Consider the following 15748-nt stretch of genomic DNA (forward strand, 5'->3'; position numbering starts at 1 on the left):
GCACCCGGCCGGGTGCCGCGACAGATCGCGTGCTGGAAGGGCAGGGGGAAGGGGCCGTCAGTCGGCGACGCGGGCGACGAGGCGGCCCGTCGTGGTGCCGCCGGCGAGGCGCTGCACGGCGGCGGGCGCGTCGTCGAACGGCACCACGTCGGCGACGACGGGCCGCACCGCGGCGTCCGCGGCGAGGCGGGTCAGCGCGTCGTGCGCCGCGTCGACGAGGGCGGGCCGGCGCTCCTGGTAGAGGGCCCAGTGCAGGCCCAGCACGTCGTAGTTCTTCACGAGGGCATGGTTGGCGCGCACCGGAGGGACGTCTCCGCTCGCGAAACCGACGACGACGATCCGTCCCTCGAACGCGATGCACCGCGTCGACTGCTCGAACGACGTGCCCCCGACCGGGTCGACGACCACGTCGGCGCCCGCGCCCTCGGTGAGCTCCTTGACCTGCGCGGCCAGGTCGTCGCCGCGCACGAGGACGTGGTGCGCGCCCGCGGCGCGGGCCACGTCGGCCTTCGCCGGGCTTCCGACGACCCCGATCACCCGGGCGCCGGCGGCCGCGCCGAGCTGCACCGCGGCGGTGCCCACGCCGCCGGCCGCGGCGTGCACGAGCAGGCGCTCGCCCGGCCGCAGGCGCGCCTTGCGGTGCAGGGCGAACCAGGCGGTCTGGTAGGCGATCGTCAGCGCGGCCGCCTCGGCGTCGTCCAGGTCCGCGGGCGCGGGGTGCACGGCGGGGGCGGGCAGCACCGCCAGCTCGGACAGCACGCCGATGGCGGATCCCACGACGCGTGAGCCGGGCGCGAGCCCGCGCTCGCCGGCCGCCACGCCCTCGCCGAGCTCCACGACATCGCCGCACAGCTCGATGCCGGGCACGAACGGCGGCTCGGGCCGCACCTGGTACTCGCCGCGGGCCAGCAGCACGTCGGGGAAGTTCACCGCGACGGCACGCACCCGGACGAGCACCTCCCCCCGCCCGGGCTCGGGCACGGGCACCTCGTCGAGCCGCAGCACGTCGGCCGGCTCGCCCGGCCCGGTCACGCGCCAGGCGCGCATCGTCGCGGGCCCGTCCGGGGCGGCGGGGGCACCGGTGGGGGTCGTGCCGGGCAGCGTCGTCATCGTCGCTCTCGTCTCGTCGGTGTGGTGCCCGCCCGGCGGCGGACGGGTCAGGACGCGGGCGTGCGGATCCCGCGCAGGAACAGCTCGGTGAGCTGCTGGGCCACCTCGGTCTTGGTCTCGGGGCCCGTGGGCGAGTACCAGTGCGACAGGTAGTGCACGTCGCTGAAGAAGTGCGCCACGAGCAGCGGGCGCGGCACGTCGGTACGGAACACCCCGGCGTCCTGCCCCTGGCGCAGCAGCGCCGCGAACTCGTCGTGATACTCGCGCCGCCGCTGCGTGACCTCCTTGAGCCGCTGCTCGGTGAGCATGTGCATGCTGCGGAAGAAGACGGTGCCCTCGGGCAGGAAGTCGATCGACGTCTCGACGACGTCGACGCACACGGCCCGCACGACGTCCTCGACGGGCCCGCCCGCGGCGACGATCTGGTCGAGGTGGGCCTTCTGCAGCGCCAGCATCCGGTCGTAGATGGCGAACAGCAGGTCGTCCTTGGACTGGAAGTAGTGGTACATGGCGCCCTTGGTGACGCCGGCGGCCTCGACGATCTGCTGCACGCTGGTGGTGGCGTAGCCCTGCGTGGCGAACAGGTCCAGGGCGGCCGCGGTGACCCGGTCGGCGACGTTCGTGCTCTTCATGCCCCCATCCTTCACCCGACGGGCGCGATGCTCGCGCCGCCGTCGATCCGGAGCGTCTGGCCGGTCACCCACGCCGCGTCGTCCGACAGCAGGAAGGCGACCGGGCCGGCGACGTCCTCGGGCGCGCCGAGCCGCGCGAGGGGGTAGCGCTCGGCGACCTGCTCCTCGTGGCCCTCGTAGAGCGCGCGGGAGAAGCGCGTCTTCACGACGGCCGGCGCGACGGCGTTGACGCGCAGCGCGGGCGCCAGCTCCTGGGCGAGCTGCTGCGTGAGGTTGATGAGCGCGGCCTTCGACGCGCCGTAGAAGGCGATGTTCGGGCTGGACGACGTCCCGGAGATCGACGCGACGTTGACGATCGACCGGCTCAACCCCGCGGCGACGGCGTCGCGCGTCCACTCGAGCGCGGACACGACGTTGACCTCGAGGATCTTGCGCGCGACGCCCGGGTCGACGTCGAGGGCGGGCCCCCAGGTCGGGTTGATGCCGGCGTTGTTGACCAGGTGGTCGAGGCGGCCGTGCCGCTCGGCCACGTGGGCGAGCACCGCGGCGCGGTGCTCCGCGTCGTCGACCCGGCCCGCGACGGCGGAGGCACGGTCGGGTCCGAGGGCCTCGACGGCCTCGTCGAGCGCCTCCTGCTTGCGCCCGGTGACGACGACCGCGGCGCCCTCGTCGACGAGCCGCCGTGCCACGGCCAGCCCGATGCCTCGGCTGCCGCCCGTGACCAGCGCGACCCTGCCTGCGAACCTGCCCACCATCGCCTCCTCGCGAGACCGACGTACCGTCCGGTCGGTTTGATGCGGGAACCGTACCACGGCCCGCGCGCGACCCGCCCACGTCGACGTCCTGGCCAGCAGCGGGGACGGTCGGGCAGCATGGCCCCCATGACAGGCACGGACACTGGCAAGGACTTCGAGCGCCCGCTACCCCCGGACCCGTACTCGCTGCTCCCCGTCCCGGCGACGTTCACGCTCACGAGCGCGGACGTGACCGACGGCGAGCCGCTCGCCGTCGACTTCAGCGTCGACGGCGCCGACGTGTCGCCGCACCTCGCATGGTCGGGCGCGCCCGCCGCGACACGGTCGTACGTGGTGAGCTGCTTCGACCCGGACGCCCCGACGCCGTCGGGCTACTGGCACTGGACCGCCGTCGACCTCCCCGCGGACGTGACGTCGCTGGAGCGGGGCGCGGGTGCCGTGGGCGGGGCGCGCCTCCCGGCCGGGGCGTTCCACGTGCCGAGCGACGGCGGACGGCTCGGTTTCGAGGGCGCCGGCCCGCCGCCCGGGGACCACCCGCACCGCTACGTCTTCGCCGTGCACGCCCTCGACGTCCCGTCGCTCGGCCTGTCCGAGGCGAACAGCCCGGTGCACGTCGCGTTCAACGTCTACTTCCACGTCCTCGCGCGCGCCACGCTCACGGCGACCTACCGCCGGTGAGCGGCGCGACGGCACCAGGCCCGATGACAGGCCCGATGACACCCGGCCCGATGACACCAGGACTCCCCACGCTCGGCGACCTGCCCTGGGCGGCCGCCCTCGACCACCCCGACCTGCTCGCCCCGCCCGTCGCCGACGCCCTGCGCGCCTGGGCCGCGCAGGACGACCGGGTCGGCGGGCTGGTCGCCGTCACCGAGATCGACCCCGACCACGCGGACACGGCCACGCTGAACGACCGGCACGGCCTCCCGCCCGAGGCCTCCGCCAACTGCGTCGTCGTCGCGGGCCGGCGCGGCGACGTCGAGCGCGTCGCGGCGTGCGTCGTCACGGCGACCACGTTCGCCGACGTCAACACCCGCGTGCGCAAGCTGCTCGACGCACGCAAGGCGTCCTTCCTGCCCATGGAGCGCGCGACCGCCGAGTCGGGGATGGAGTACGGCGGCATCACCCCGGTGGGGCTGCCCGCCGGGTGGCGGGTGCTGGTCGACTCCCGCTTCGCCGTGCCGGGCGCGCTCGCGCTGATGGGCTCGGGGGTGCGGCGGTCCAAGCTGCTCATGCCCGGTGAGCTCCTGTGCGCGATGCCGGGCGTCGAGGTCGTCGACGGGCTCGGCGTCACCCGGTGACGCCCGCACGGACGACGACGCCCCGCTCCCGACCTGCACGGTCGAGGGCGGGGCGTGGTCGTTCAGCGCGGGTCGTTCAGCGTCGGACGGAGGTCAGCACTCCGCACGACCGCGGCGCCAGTACCCCATGAACGCGACGGCCTTGCGGTCGACGCCCTTCTCCGAGACGAGGTAGCGGCGCAGCGTCTTGATCGAGCCGGCCTCGCCGGCGAGCCACGCGTAGAGCACGGTGTCCTGCGCGAGCGGCTGGCCGGTCGCGTCGACGGGCACCTCCCAGAGGATGTCCGCGTCGATGTCGACGTCGGGCAGCTCGCCGTCCAGGTCGACGCCCGCGGCGGTCAGCGCCGGGCCGTCGGCCTCCGCGGCCAGCAGCTCCGGGACGGCCGGGGAGTCCGCCGAGGGGCGCACGCCCATGGCGAGCAGCCGGTCGGCGGCCTCCTTCACGGCGGGCACGAGCACGTCGCCGTGCTCGCGGTCCTCGCGCGGCAGCCACGAGATCCGCACGCCGGCGGGCGCGGCCAGGGTCCAGCGGTCCTCGCGGTGCGGCACCTCGAGGAAGACCTCGCCGACGGCGTCGTCGGGCAGCGACTCGCAGATCGCGGCGATCGCGGGGACGGCGGTCTCGTCGCCGGCCAGGAGCAGGGCGTGGCTGCGGGCGGGCGGGTTGAACTCGAGCCCGCCGTGCGGCCCGTCCGTGTACGCCGCGTTGGGGCCCATGATGACGAGCGGGGAGCCCGGCTTCGCGCCGTTGGCCCAGCGGGAGGCGGGCCCGGTGTCGCCGTGCAGCACGATGTCGACGTCCACCTCGCGCAGGTCCTGCCGCACGCTGCGCACGGTGTAGGTGCGCAGCGGGTTGCGGCGCTCCTCGGGCAGCGCGCGCCACGAGGTGAACCAGTCGGGGTTCTGCCGGTCGAGGTACTCCCAGCCGCCGCACGGGGCGGGGAGCAGGAACTTGATCCGCTGGTCCTTGCCGTTGTCGGCGAACCCGTCGAGGTCCTCGCCGGTGAACGTGATGCGGATGAACGACGGACAGAGCCGGGTGACCCGGGAGACGGTGACGTCGAACATGCGGTACGGCTGCTCGGGAGCGACGTCCTGCGCGGCGGTGTGGTCGGCGCGCTCGGTCGCCTCGACGGTCTCGGTCACGCTGGTAAGCCTAACCTCACCTGGCCCGGGGTCCGCAACCCCGGGTGACCGTCGTCACACGTGGACGGGTCCGGGTCGCCGCAGGTCCCCTACGACGCCGCCTCCACCGCGCCCGGCGCTCGCACCACGACGACCGGGCACGCCGACGTCCGCACCAGGGTGTGCGTCGCCGAACCCAGCAGCAGGGACGCGAAGCCGCCGCGCCCGCGGGTGCCCAGCAGGAGCCGCTCGGCGCCCTCCGCCTCGCGGTGCAGCACCCGGACCACCTGCCCCTCGCGCGTCTCGCCGAGCACCTCGAGCGCCCCCTCGGACGCGCCGCGCTCCCGCAGCCGCTCCTCCACCCGGGCCAGGCCGCGCTGCAGCACCGGCCCGGCGTCGGCCTCGGTGATGTCGTGCGCCTCGTGCTCGGTGGGGCCGCGCGACGTCACCCACTCGGCGACGCCGGGCCGCCACACCACGACGACCCGGAGCGTGCGCCCCAGCTCCCACGCGGTGTCCACGGCGGCGTCGAGGGCCACGCCCGACTGCTGGGAACCGTCGTAGCCGACGACGACGGGGGCGTCCGGCGGCAGGTCCGCCCGCGGACCCGCGGCGGGCACGACGACCACCGGGCAGTGGGCATGCGCGGTCACCTGCAGCACCACCGTGCCCCGGATCGCCTCGTACAGGCCGCCGTGCCGGGTGGCGCCCAGCACGAGGGCGCCGGCGTCCGCCGACACGCCCACGAGCGCCGCGGACGGCGAGGCGTACTCGACGAAGGTCTCGACCGTCACGCCGGGCGCGAGGTCGCGGGCCCGGGCGGCCGCCTCCTCGACGACGGGCCACGCCCCGCCGTCGCCCCGCTCCCCCAGGTCGTCGCCGTGCGGCCGCGCGGCCACCCCCGTGTCGTGGGCGTCGCGCACGTAGACCACGCGCAGGACGGCGCCGCGCGTGCGCGCCTCCCGCACCGCCCAGGCGAGGGCGACGTCGGCAGGCTCCGACGCGTCGTAGCCGACCACCACCGGGGCGGCCCTGTGCTCGTCCACACCGCCATCGTCCCTCGCCGCGGCCCCGCTCGAAAGACGGCGGCCGTCAGGCGGTCGCGCGACCTCGTGAGCGCCACAGCAGGTACACGAAGTAGGGCGCGCCGAGCAGGGCGGTCCCGAGCCCCGCGGGGATCTGCCCGGGGGCGATGACGACGCGTCCGAGGGTGTCGGCCGCGGACACCAGGACGGCGCCGACGAGGATCGCCACGGGCAGCACCCGCGCGTGCCGGGCCCCCACCAGGGCGCGGGCCGCGTGCGGGGCCACGAGCCCCACGAAACCGATGACGCCGACGGCGCAGACGGCGGCCGCCGTGGTCAGCGCCGCGGCCCCGAGGAGCACCAGCCGCGAGCGGTCGACGGGGAGGCCGAGGACGCGCGGGGTGTCCTCGTCGAGCGACAGCACGTCGAGCTCGCGCCGGTACGTCGCGGCCAGCGGCACCATGACGACCAGGGCGATGGCGACGGGCAGGAGCTGTTCCAGGCTGCGCCCGTACGTCGACCCCGACAGCCACGTCAGGGCGAGGTTGACGTCCCACGGCGCGATCACCAGGACGACGAGCGTGATGAGCGCCGTCGTGCCGGCCTGCGCGCCGATGCCGACGAGCACCAGGCGCTCGGAGCCCAGCCCGCCGCGCGACGACAGCAGGTACACGAGGGCGAACACGCCGAGCGCGCACGCGCCCGCCGCGGCCGACATCGGCCAGATGCCGACGCCGGGCACGAGCAGGATCATCAGCACGGCGCCGAGGCCGGCTCCGGAGGTGACGCCGAGCAGGCTCGGCTCCGCGAGCGGGTTGCGGCAGACGGCCTGGACGATCGCGCCCGCGAGGGCGAGCGCCGCGCCCGCGAGCACGGCGGCGAGCACGCGGGGCACGCGCTGGTCGAGCACGAAGCTCACCTGCCGCCCCGCCTCGCCCGCCACCCAGTTCGCCACGTCGCCCAGCAGCACGAGGCGGTCGCCCAGCAGCAGGCCGGCCACGACGGCCGCCACGAGGGCGACCCCCAGCAGCACGAGCACGGTGGCGACCCAGGCGCGCGAGCGGGGACGTCCGAGGACCCCGCGGGCGCCCCGCGCACCCGCGCCCGCGTCGCGCAGGCGCCGCGCCATCCAGACCAGGATGCCCGCGCCGAGCACGGTCGTGACGACGCCGGTCGGCACCACGACCGACGCCTGGGCGGGCAGGATCGCCCGCAGCAGCACGTCGGCCCCGAGCACCACGATCACACCCACGAGGGCGGCGAACGGCAGGAGGAGGACGTGCCGGCCCAGGCCCGGGACGCGCCGGCCCACGAGCCGGGCGATGACGGGCGCGGCCAGGCCGACGAAGCCGATGGGCCCGGCCACGGTGACCGCGATGGCGGCGAGCAGCACGGCGGCCAGGACGGCGAGCACGCGGGTGCGGCGCACGTCGATGCCGAGCACCCGCGCGGCGTCGTCGCCGAGGCCGAGCAGGTCGAGGCGGCGGGCCAGCAGGAGCGCGGCGGCCACGCCGACCAGGACGACGGGGGCCGCCATGCTCACCGTCCGCGTGCCCGACTGCACGATGCTGCCGCTGCCCCACGCGAACAGCCCGGTGGTCTCCTGCTCGAAGAGGACGAGCAGCACCATCGTCAGGGAGTGCAGCGCGAGCATGATCGCCGAGCCGGCCAGCACGAGCCGGGTGGGGCCGTCCGCCCCGCCGCGCGCGAGGGCGAGCACGAGCGCCGCAGCCGCCAGCCCGCCGACGAACGCGATGCCGCCCTGCAGGTAGAACGGCACGGAGAGGCCGAGGGCGGCCGCGGCGACGACCGTGACGTACGCGCCCGCGTTGACCGCCAGCGTGTCCGGGGACGCCAGCGGGTTGCGCGCCACCGACTGCAGCACGGCGCCGGCCACGCCGAGCGCGACGCCCACGAGCAGCCCGGCCAACAGACGGGGCAGCCGGGACGAGACGAGCACCGCGACGGTGCCGTCCGTGTCGGCGCCGACGACGGCGCGCAGCACGTCGAGGGCGCCGACGTCGGCCGTGCCCTGCGTGAGGTGCACGGCACCCAGCACGAGCACCGCGACGAGGGCGAGGACGAACGCCGCGACGACGCGGACGGGCGCCGCCCGCCGCCCCGGCCCTGTTCCGGAGACAGGGGCGGGGGCGGCTGACGGCGGGGAGGCGGTCACGGACATGCGGGGCGGGCGGTCAGGCGAGCGCGTCGACGAGCGCGTCGATGTACGCGGCGCCGGACAGCGGGCCGCCGAACATCCAGATGCCGTCCGGCAGGCGGTGCACGTCGCCGGCCGTCACGAACGGCAGCTGCTCCCAGACCTTGTTGCCCTTCAGGCCGTCGGCGAACGGGTCCGCCTCGGCGTCGTTCGCCATGTACACGAACTTGACGTCGCCGAGCTGCGTGAGGCCCTCGACGTCGGTCTGCGCGAGGCCGTAGTCGGGGTCGCCGCCCTCGGTCCACGCGTCCTCGAGGCCGACGGCCTCGCCGAGGGCGCCGAAGAACGACCCCGGGGTGTACATGCGCACCGAGACGGTGCCGTTGGCGATCCAGCCGTCGGCCATCGCGAACTCGGCGCCGCCGAGGCCGGCGTCCTCGAGCGCGGCCTTGCCCTCGTCGACCTTGGCGTCGAAGTCCGCGAGCGCCTGGGTGGCCTCGTCCTGCTTCCCGGTGACCTCGCCGAGGGTGGTCACGGTCTCCCTCATGTACCCGAGGGGGTCGGTGCCGTCGGAGCCGCGCAGCGTCAGGACGGGCGCGACCTCCTCGATCTGCGCGATGACGTTCTCGGGGAGGTCGGTGGTGGTGACCACCAGGTCCGGCTCGAGCGCCGAGATCGCGTCGAGGCTGGGCTCGCCGCGCGTGCCGACGTCGGGCGTGCCCGCGTCGATCGGCGCCACCGTGTCCCAGGTGTTGTAGCCGGCCACGTCCGCCTGGCCGGCGGGCTCGACCCCGAGCGCCACCAGGTTCTCCGTGAGGCCCCACTCGAGCGAGACGATCTCCGCGGCGGGGGCGTCGAGCGTGTGCTCGCCGCGCTCGTCGGCATACGTGACCGGGCCGCTCGCGGCCGGCGTCTCCGGGGCGGCCTCGGCCGCCGGGTCCTCGGTGGTGCCGCAGGCGGCGAGGGCGAGCGCGGCCACGGCGGCGGTGGCGCCGGCGAGCAGCGGGCGGGTGGGGGTGCGCATGGGTCGGTGTCCTTCGGGGTCGGTGCGCCGCACGACGGCGCGTCAGGGCCGGGCGAGGCGCCGGCGAGAGGAAGAGGTGCGGGGGTCAGACGGCGCGGGCGTCGTGGCGTCCGACGGCCTCGCACCGGGTGCGGCCGGTGTCCGGGTGGGTGGTCACGTCGACGCGGATGCCGTAGACGTCCGTCAGCAGGTCGCTGGTGAGCACCTGGGCGGCGGGGCCGGAGGCCCGCACCTGGCCGCGGTGCAGCACCACGACGTGGTCCGCGACGGCCGCGGCCTGGTTGAGGTCGTGCAGCACGACGCCGACGGCGACGCCGTGCTCGGTGGCCAGGTCGCGCACCAGGTCGAGCAGCTCCACCTGATAGCGCAGGTCGAGGTAGGTCGTGGGCTCGTCGAGGAGCAGCACGCCGGTGTCCTGCGCGAGGCAGGTCGCGAGCCACACGCGCTGCAGCTCGCCGCCGGAGAGCTCGTCGACGCCCCGCTCGGCCATCTCGGCGACGCCGGTGACGTCCATGGCGTGCGCGATGGCGCGGGGACCGTCGGCGTCCGCGGACCGGAAGCGCCCGCGGTACGGGTGCCGGCCGTAGGCGACGACGTCGCGCACGGTCACGCCGCTCGGCGTGGGGTGGCTCTGCGACAGCAGCGTGACCCGGCGGGCGAAGTCCTTGGGGTGCAGGGCGAGCGCGTCGGTGCCGCCGTCGGCGTTCTCGTCGGGGTTCCCGTCGCCGAGCCTGACGGTGTCCGCGTCGGGGCGGTGCAGGCGCGCGAGCGAGCGCAGCAGCGTCGACTTGCCCGAGCCGTTGGGGCCGAGCAGCGCGGTCACCGCGCCGGGCCGCAGCTCGATCTCCGCGCCGTCGACGACGGTGCGCTTGTCGTACGACAGCCGCAGGCCGCGCCCGGCCATCGCGACGGCGGGACGGGACTCGACCACGGGGGGCGCCGAGGGCGCCAGGGTCTGGCTCACGCAGGTGAGGCTAACCTTCACCGGAGGGTTACGTCATCCCCTCGTTGCGTAATTCCTTCTGTGACGCGGGTCACCGAGGGTCACGGTCGACGACATCACCGTCTTCCTGTTGACAGGAGCATCGACCTTCGTCAAGGTGGGCGAACTGGTCTAGACCAATGGAGGTTTCCATGACCACCGTCAGACGACGACTTGCCGCCGGCACGCTCACCGTCGCGACGCTTCTCGCCACGGGAGCAGCAACCACCGCCACCGCCGGCGCCACCACCGCGACGAACGCCCAGGACGACCTTCCCATCGTCAGCCCCGCACCGCAGGACATGCACCGTTCAGGTCACGACCTCCGGCTCTCGCGCACGGTCGATGTCGTGGTCGACGACGGCACGGACCCGGCGGCGCGACGTGCGCTGGAGGAAGTGCTGCGCGAGCACGGCGTCCGCACGGTCGCCCGGGAGGGGGACGCCCGTGGCCCGGCGCGGGGGCAGGTACGCGTCCTGCTCGGCGACGGCGACCGGACCGACGTCCGCTCCGCCCTCGGGCGGGTCGAGGTGCCCGACCGCGACGAGGGTTACGCGGTCCGCGTCAACCCGAACGACGGCCGCGGCACGGTGACCCTCGCGGGCCACGACGCAGCCGGGCAGTTCTACGCCGTGAGGACCCTCGAGCAGCTGCTGGACGACCGACGAGGCGGCACCACCACCGTGGCCGGCGCCACGGTGGTGGACTACCCGGCCATGCCGCTGCGGGGCACGATCGAAGGCTTCTACGGCGAGCCCTGGACGCACGCCGAGCGGCTCGACCAGCTCGCCTTCTACGGAGACGTCAAGGCGAACACCTACGTGTACGCGCCGAAGGACGATCCGTACCACCGCGAGAAGTGGCGCGAGGACTACCCCGCGGACAAGCTCGCCGAGCTCGCCGAGCTGGTCGAGGCTGCGACGGCGAACCATGTGCGCTTCACGTTCGCGCTCTCGCCGGGCAACAGCGTCTGCTACTCCAGCGCGGACGACCTGGCCGCCCTGGAGCGCAAGTTCCAGGCGCTCTACGACGTCGGCGTCCGGGCGTTCAGCATCCCGCTCGACGACATCGACTACTCGCGCTGGGCCTGCGACTCCGACCGGGCCGCCTACGGGGAGCCCTCGCCGGGCAACGCCGGGAAGGCGCAGGCGGACTTCCTCACCCGCGTTCAGCGCGACTGGATCGAGACCCACGACGGCGCCCAGCCGCTCCAGATGGTCCCGACGGAGTATTACAACACCACCGAGTCGCCCTACAAGGCCGCGCTGCGGGAGATGGACGGGGACGTCGTCGTCATGTGGACGGGCAACGACGTGGTGCCCCAGTCGATCTCCGTCGACCAGGCGATCGAAGCGGACACCGTCTTCGGCGGCCCGACGTTCCTGTGGGACAACTACCCCGTCAACGACTACGGCCAGACGAGCGGGCGGCTCCTGCTCGCCCCGTACGACGAGCGCGAGCCGGGGCTGTCCGACCACCTCGCGGGCATCGTCTCGAACCCGATGAACCAGGCAGCGGCGAGCAAGGTGGCCGTCTTCGGCATCGCCGACTTCGCGTGGAACGACCGCGGGTACGACCGCGACCGCAGCTGGGTCGAGGCGATGCGCTACCTGGCGCACGACGACCGCGACGCAGTGGAGGCGCTGCTCGCCTTCGGTGACCTGAACCACCTGGCGCCGAGCTTCGGCGACCCGTGGCAGCCGCAGGCGCCTGCCCTCGTGGAGGAGATCGGCGCCTTCTGGGAGCGCTGGGAGACGGGCCACCGGCGGGCGGCGGTCGACCGCCTGCGGGACGACGCCCGGACGATCGCGGACGTTCCCGAAACGCTCCGCAGGTCCGGCGTGGACCCCGCGTTCCTCTCGGACGCCGCACCCTGGCTGGACGCGAACGACCTGTGGGGCGACGCGTTGCTGGCCACGCTCGACGCCGCGAAGGCCGACCTGCGCGGAGACACGGAGCGCCGTGACGCGCTGCTGGCCCGGGCCGACGCCGCAGGCGAGGCCGCCGCGCAGGTGATCGTCGACCCGCCGGACAACCGCTGGGGCGCCGCCCCCGTGAAGCTGGGCGACGGCGTGCTCGACGTCTTCCTCGACGACCTGGCCGCCCAGCTCCACGGCTGACCCCGCGAGCCACCGAGCGTGCTGACCTGATCGTCAGACGGCCATCAGGTCAGCACGCTCGATACCGGACCGGTGACCCGGCGTCAGGCGCGCGTCGCCCAGAACGCCACCGCCGACGCGGCCGCGACGTTGAGCGAGTCCACGCCCCCGGCCATGGGGATGCGCACCACCACGTCGGCCGCCTCCACGGCGCCGCGCGAGAGCCCGTCGCCCTCGGTGCCCAGCACCATCGCGAGCCGCTCGGGCGGGTCGGCCACCAGGTCGTCGAGGGACACGGAGTCGTCGGAGAGCGCCAGGGCGGCGACGGTGAACCCGTCGTCCTGCAGCGCGTGCAGGCCGCCCGGCCACGACTCGAGCCGCGTCCACGGCACCTGGAACACCGTGCCCATGGAGACGCGCACCGACCGGCGGTAGAGCGGGTCGGCGCAGCGCGGCGAGACGAGCACGGCGTCGACGCCGAGCGCCGCCGCGGAGCGGAAGACCGCGCCCACGTTCGTGTGGTCGACGATGTCCTCCAGCACCGCGACGCGACGCGCGCCCGCACCCCCGCGGGCCGCGGCGAGCAGGTCGTGCACCGAGGGCAGCACGGGGCGGTGCATCGCCGCGAGCGCCCCGCGGTGCAGGTGGAACCCCGTGATCCGCTGCACCACGTCGTCGGAGCCGACGTACACGGGGGCGTCGGGGTGGGCGGCGAGCACGTCGGCCATGGAGTCGAGCCACTTCTCGGCCATGAGGAACGAACGCGGCCGGTGGCCCGCCTCGAGCGCGCGGCGGATCACGGACGACGACTCCGCCATGTACAGGCCCTCGGCGGGCTCGCGCACGGACCGGAGCCTCACGTCCTTGAGGTCGGTGTAGTCGTGCAGGCGAGGGTCGGCGGGATCGGTGACGCGGGTGGTGCGGGCGTCGTGGACGCCGGGCTCGGGGGTACTCACCGGGGCATTCTCTCCCGCGTCCGCACCGCACGGTTCCCCGCACCCCTCAGCGGGCGAGCACCTCGGCGAGGCTGCGCGCCGGGCCCGAGGAGCGCCAGGCGCCCGGCGTCGCGCCGTGCCGCCGCACGAACGCGCGGTGGAAGCCCGGCACCGAGTCGTACCCCACCCGCCGGGCGACGCGCTCGACGCTCGCGTCCGTCTCACGCAGCAGGCGCGCGGCGACGTCCATCCGGCACCCGGCCACGTAGGCCATCGGCGGCTCGCCCACGGTGCGGGCGAACCGCTCGGCGAACACGGACCGGGACAGGCGCGCGACGGCGGCGAGGGACGCCAGCGTCCACGGGTCCTCGGGTGCCGCGTGCACGGCGCGCAGCACAGGCCCCAGCGCGGGGTCCCGCAGCGCGGCGATCCAGCCCGACGCCGGCTCCTGGGCCTCGAGCCACCCGCGCACCACGTGCACCAGCAGCACGTCGGCGAGGCGGGCGGTGACGACGTCCGTGCCGGGCCGCGGGTGGCGCACCTCGTGGTCGATCGCGGCGACGACGGCGCGCAGCCAGTCACCGTCGGCGTCATCGGGGGCGGCGGCGGCAGCGTCGGCGGCGGGGGCCCGCAGCACCGCCGGCAGGCTCGCGAGAAGACGGCCGACGCCCGGGTCCGTGAACCCGACCGCCCCGCAGACGAGCGTGGCGGGCCGGCCACCGCCGTCGATCCGCAGCTGCTCGTACCGGTCCGCGATCACCGTGCGGTCGACGTCCCACAGCCCGGTGGCGGGGTCGTCGGCGGTACCGGTGATCGCGTGGCCGGCGCCGTGCGGCACGAGCACGAGGTCGCCGGGACCGAGCTCGTGGCGCCCGCCCTCGACGTCCACGACCGCGCGGCCCGCGAGCAGCAGGTGGAACATCAGGACGCCCGGCAGCGCCGGCATCGCGATGCCCCACGGCTCCGAGAACCGGCCGGTGGAGCAGAAGACCGCGTCCATCTCGAGGGTCCCGAGCACGTCGGCCCAGGGGTCGACCTGCGGCTTCCCGGCGCCGGGGACGGGCAGCAGGGCGGCGGCGTCGCTCATCCCCTCATCCTCCGCCCGTCCCGGACGAACGGTCAAGACTCCCGGATGTCACCTCATGGTTCGTCCGACTCCCGGGCGGAAGTCTGGAGCCAGGCGCCGGGGCCGCACGGGACCCGGTACGGCGAGGAGGACACTCATGGACGTCATCGTGATCGGAGCGACGCGGGGCAGCGGCCTCGCCGTCACCCGCGAGCTCGTGGCCGCGGGGCACCGCGTGACCGCGTTCGGCCGGACGGCGAGCACCGCGTTCGCGGCGCCGCTCCCCGGTGCGGGCGCGCAGCCGGGCCCTGGGCGCGGCAGCGTGCGGCCCGTGGACGGCGACGCCCTCGACGCCGAGGCGGTCGCCAAGGCCGTCGCCGGGCAGGACGCCGTCGTCGTCACGCTCGGCATCTCGGACAACCCGCTGGCCGTGCAGTGGCTGCGCCGGTCGAGCACGGCGCCGGACGTGCGCTCGCGCGGCACCAGGAACGTCGTGGAGGCGATGCGCGAGACCGGCGTGCGCCGCCTGGTCGTGCAGAGCACGTACGGCCTCGGCGACTCGTGGGCGCACCTCGACCTCACGTGGAAGCTGGTGTTCCGCTTCGTCATCGGTCGCCAGTTCACGGACTCCGCCAGGCAGGAGGAGGTGGTGCGCGCCAGCGGCCTCGACTGGACGCTCGTGCGGCCCGTCTCGCTCACCGACGCACCGGACGACGCGGCCGGCGGCGCCGAGGCGCCGGCCCACGTCACGACCGACGACACGCGGCGCGGGCTCAAGGTCTCCCGCACCCAGCTCGCGCGGGTGCACGCGGCCGCCCTCGCCGACCCCGGCACCGTCGGGGCCACGCTGAGCGTCTCCGCGTGACGCCCGCACCCCGCAGGGCCCCGACCGGCGCGAGCCTGTCGGGGCCCCGTGCCAGGATCGCCCGGTGAGCTCCCACGCCCCGGCCCGCACACCGGCCGTCGTGCTCCGCGACCGCACGACCGACGACCTGCCCGCCCTCGTCGAGGTCCTCGCCGCCCAGCAACCGGCCTCGGGCTACCCGCACCGGTGGCCGCTGCCGTTCCCGGTGGAGGAGTTCCTGGTGCGCCCCGACGAGGAGCGCGCGTGGGTGGCCGAGCTCGAGGGCGCGGTCGTCGGGCACGTGAGCGTCACCGCGGTGCCCGACGACCGGTACGGCGCCATCTGGTCCGCGGGCGCCGGCCGGCCCGTCGACGAGCTGGGCTGCGTGTCGGTGCTCTTCGTCGGCCCGGACGCGCAGGGCCGCGGCGTCGGCGGCGCGCTGCTCGACGTCGCCGTGGGGCACCTGCACGCGCAGGGCCGCACCCCGGTGCTCGACGTCGACGACCGCGACGGCGTCGCGCACGCCGTCTACCTGCACCGCGGGTGGCGCGTCGTGGGCGAGGCCCGGTTCGACTGGCAGCGCGAGGGGGCGCCCCCGGCCCGGATGCTCGTCCTCCCCTGACCGCGGACGACCGCGGACGACATCGAGCGTGCTGAATTGATCCTCAAACCGGCCGTTTGAGGATCAATTC

General features: G+C 75.3%; 15 protein-coding genes. 5 read left to right on the plus strand and 10 right to left on the minus strand.

The window, feature by feature from the left end; translation table 11 throughout:
• Positions 1 to 57: 57 nt before the first annotated feature.
• Genes ACFUVW_RS12685 through ACFUVW_RS12695 form a run of 3 tightly spaced genes read right to left on the minus strand, consistent with a single transcriptional unit; the run spans position 58 to position 2497 of the window.
• Positions 58 to 1110 (minus strand): NADPH:quinone oxidoreductase family protein, encoded by a 1053-nt coding sequence (locus ACFUVW_RS12685; RefSeq protein WP_430571687.1) that lies wholly within the window; start codon positions 1108 to 1110, stop codon positions 58 to 60.
• 47 nt (positions 1111 to 1157) lie between these two features.
• A complete protein-coding gene (locus ACFUVW_RS12690) occupies positions 1158 to 1742 on the minus strand; it encodes a TetR/AcrR family transcriptional regulator (RefSeq protein ID WP_430571688.1) in 585 nt (194 codons plus the stop codon).
• A gap of 11 nt (positions 1743 to 1753) precedes the next feature.
• Positions 1754 to 2497: an SDR family oxidoreductase gene (locus ACFUVW_RS12695; protein ID WP_430571689.1), complete on the minus strand. Its 744-nt coding sequence runs from the start codon at positions 2495 to 2497 to the stop codon at positions 1754 to 1756.
• A gap of 126 nt (positions 2498 to 2623) precedes the next feature.
• Between ACFUVW_RS12695 and ACFUVW_RS12700 the strand changes: the two genes are divergently transcribed.
• Positions 2624 to 3175, plus strand: coding sequence for a YbhB/YbcL family Raf kinase inhibitor-like protein (locus tag ACFUVW_RS12700; RefSeq protein ID WP_430571690.1), 552 nt, complete (start codon positions 2624 to 2626; stop codon positions 3173 to 3175).
• Between the two features lie 50 nt (positions 3176 to 3225).
• Positions 3226 to 3798, plus strand: a complete 573-nt coding sequence (locus ACFUVW_RS12705) for a YbaK/EbsC family protein (RefSeq protein WP_430571691.1) — start codon at positions 3226 to 3228, stop codon at positions 3796 to 3798.
• Positions 3799 to 3891: 93 nt separating this feature from the next.
• Here ACFUVW_RS12705 and ACFUVW_RS12710 read toward each other — a convergent pair whose 3' ends face one another.
• The 5 genes from ACFUVW_RS12710 to ACFUVW_RS12730 all read right to left on the minus strand — a co-directional run bounded on the left by ACFUVW_RS12710 (position 3892) and on the right by ACFUVW_RS12730 (position 10034).
• Positions 3892 to 4944: a siderophore-interacting protein gene (locus ACFUVW_RS12710; RefSeq protein ID WP_430571692.1), complete on the minus strand. Its 1053-nt coding sequence runs from the start codon at positions 4942 to 4944 to the stop codon at positions 3892 to 3894.
• 89 nt (positions 4945 to 5033) lie between these two features.
• On the minus strand, positions 5034 to 5969 hold the full coding sequence (locus tag ACFUVW_RS12715) for a universal stress protein (protein ID WP_430571693.1): 936 nt from the start codon (positions 5967 to 5969) through the stop codon (positions 5034 to 5036).
• Positions 5970 to 6015: 46 nt separating this feature from the next.
• Complete coding sequence (locus ACFUVW_RS12720; protein WP_430571694.1) at positions 6016 to 8130, minus strand: iron ABC transporter permease; 2115 nt, start codon at positions 8128 to 8130, stop codon at positions 6016 to 6018.
• Between the two features lie 13 nt (positions 8131 to 8143).
• Entirely contained in the window at positions 8144 to 9130 is a 987-nt protein-coding gene (locus ACFUVW_RS12725) for an ABC transporter substrate-binding protein (protein WP_430571695.1), read from the minus strand.
• 85 nt (positions 9131 to 9215) lie between these two features.
• The gene (locus ACFUVW_RS12730; RefSeq protein WP_430571701.1) at positions 9216 to 10034 is read right to left on the minus strand and encodes an ABC transporter ATP-binding protein; all 819 of its coding nucleotides are present in this window, start codon (positions 10032 to 10034) and stop codon (positions 9216 to 9218) included.
• A gap of 230 nt (positions 10035 to 10264) precedes the next feature.
• Here ACFUVW_RS12730 and ACFUVW_RS12735 point away from each other — a divergent pair, with 230 nt between their 5' ends.
• Positions 10265 to 12232: a beta-N-acetylglucosaminidase domain-containing protein gene (locus ACFUVW_RS12735; protein ID WP_430571696.1), complete on the plus strand. Its 1968-nt coding sequence runs from the start codon at positions 10265 to 10267 to the stop codon at positions 12230 to 12232.
• Between the two features lie 83 nt (positions 12233 to 12315).
• Here ACFUVW_RS12735 and ACFUVW_RS12740 read toward each other — a convergent pair whose 3' ends face one another.
• Both ACFUVW_RS12740 and ACFUVW_RS12745 read right to left on the minus strand, forming a co-directional pair.
• Positions 12316 to 13167: a TrmH family RNA methyltransferase gene (locus ACFUVW_RS12740; RefSeq protein WP_430571697.1), complete on the minus strand. Its 852-nt coding sequence runs from the start codon at positions 13165 to 13167 to the stop codon at positions 12316 to 12318.
• 46 nt (positions 13168 to 13213) lie between these two features.
• A complete protein-coding gene (locus ACFUVW_RS12745; protein ID WP_430571698.1) occupies positions 13214 to 14233 on the minus strand; it encodes an AraC family transcriptional regulator in 1020 nt (339 codons plus the stop codon).
• A gap of 136 nt (positions 14234 to 14369) precedes the next feature.
• Between ACFUVW_RS12745 and ACFUVW_RS12750 the strand changes: the two genes are divergently transcribed.
• Positions 14370 to 15077 (plus strand): NAD(P)-dependent oxidoreductase, encoded by a 708-nt coding sequence (locus tag ACFUVW_RS12750; RefSeq protein ID WP_430571699.1) that lies wholly within the window; start codon positions 14370 to 14372, stop codon positions 15075 to 15077.
• 64 nt (positions 15078 to 15141) lie between these two features.
• Positions 15142 to 15678: a GNAT family N-acetyltransferase gene (locus tag ACFUVW_RS12755; RefSeq protein WP_430571700.1), complete on the plus strand. Its 537-nt coding sequence runs from the start codon at positions 15142 to 15144 to the stop codon at positions 15676 to 15678.
• The last annotated feature ends 70 nt before the right edge of the window (positions 15679 to 15748 follow it).

This window comes from Isoptericola sp. NPDC057391 (assembly GCF_042668085.1).
GTDB lineage: Bacteria > Actinomycetota > Actinomycetes > Actinomycetales > Cellulomonadaceae > Isoptericola.

Excerpts from the sequence above, each read along its gene's own strand:
- ACFUVW_RS12685 (WP_430571687.1), bottom strand. The coding sequence starts at position 1,110 with ATGACGACGCTGCCCGGCACGACCCCCACCGGTGCCCCCGCCGCCCCG.
- ACFUVW_RS12690 (WP_430571688.1), bottom strand. The coding sequence starts at position 1,742 with ATGAAGAGCACGAACGTCGCCGACCGGGTCACCGCGGCCGCCCTGGAC.
- ACFUVW_RS12695 (WP_430571689.1), bottom strand. The coding sequence starts at position 2,497 with ATGGTGGGCAGGTTCGCAGGCAGGGTCGCGCTGGTCACGGGCGGCAGC.
- ACFUVW_RS12700 (WP_430571690.1), top strand. The coding sequence starts at position 2,624 with ATGACAGGCACGGACACTGGCAAGGACTTCGAGCGCCCGCTACCCCCG.
- ACFUVW_RS12705 (WP_430571691.1), top strand. The coding sequence starts at position 3,226 with ATGACACCAGGACTCCCCACGCTCGGCGACCTGCCCTGGGCGGCCGCC.
- ACFUVW_RS12720 (WP_430571694.1), bottom strand. The coding sequence starts at position 8,130 with ATGTCCGTGACCGCCTCCCCGCCGTCAGCCGCCCCCGCCCCTGTCTCC.
- ACFUVW_RS12725 (WP_430571695.1), bottom strand. The coding sequence starts at position 9,130 with ATGCGCACCCCCACCCGCCCGCTGCTCGCCGGCGCCACCGCCGCCGTG.
- ACFUVW_RS12730 (WP_430571701.1), bottom strand. The coding sequence starts at position 10,034 with ATGGCCGGGCGCGGCCTGCGGCTGTCGTACGACAAGCGCACCGTCGTC.
- ACFUVW_RS12735 (WP_430571696.1), top strand. The coding sequence starts at position 10,265 with ATGACCACCGTCAGACGACGACTTGCCGCCGGCACGCTCACCGTCGCG.
- ACFUVW_RS12745 (WP_430571698.1), bottom strand. The coding sequence starts at position 14,233 with ATGAGCGACGCCGCCGCCCTGCTGCCCGTCCCCGGCGCCGGGAAGCCG.
- ACFUVW_RS12750 (WP_430571699.1), top strand. The coding sequence starts at position 14,370 with ATGGACGTCATCGTGATCGGAGCGACGCGGGGCAGCGGCCTCGCCGTC.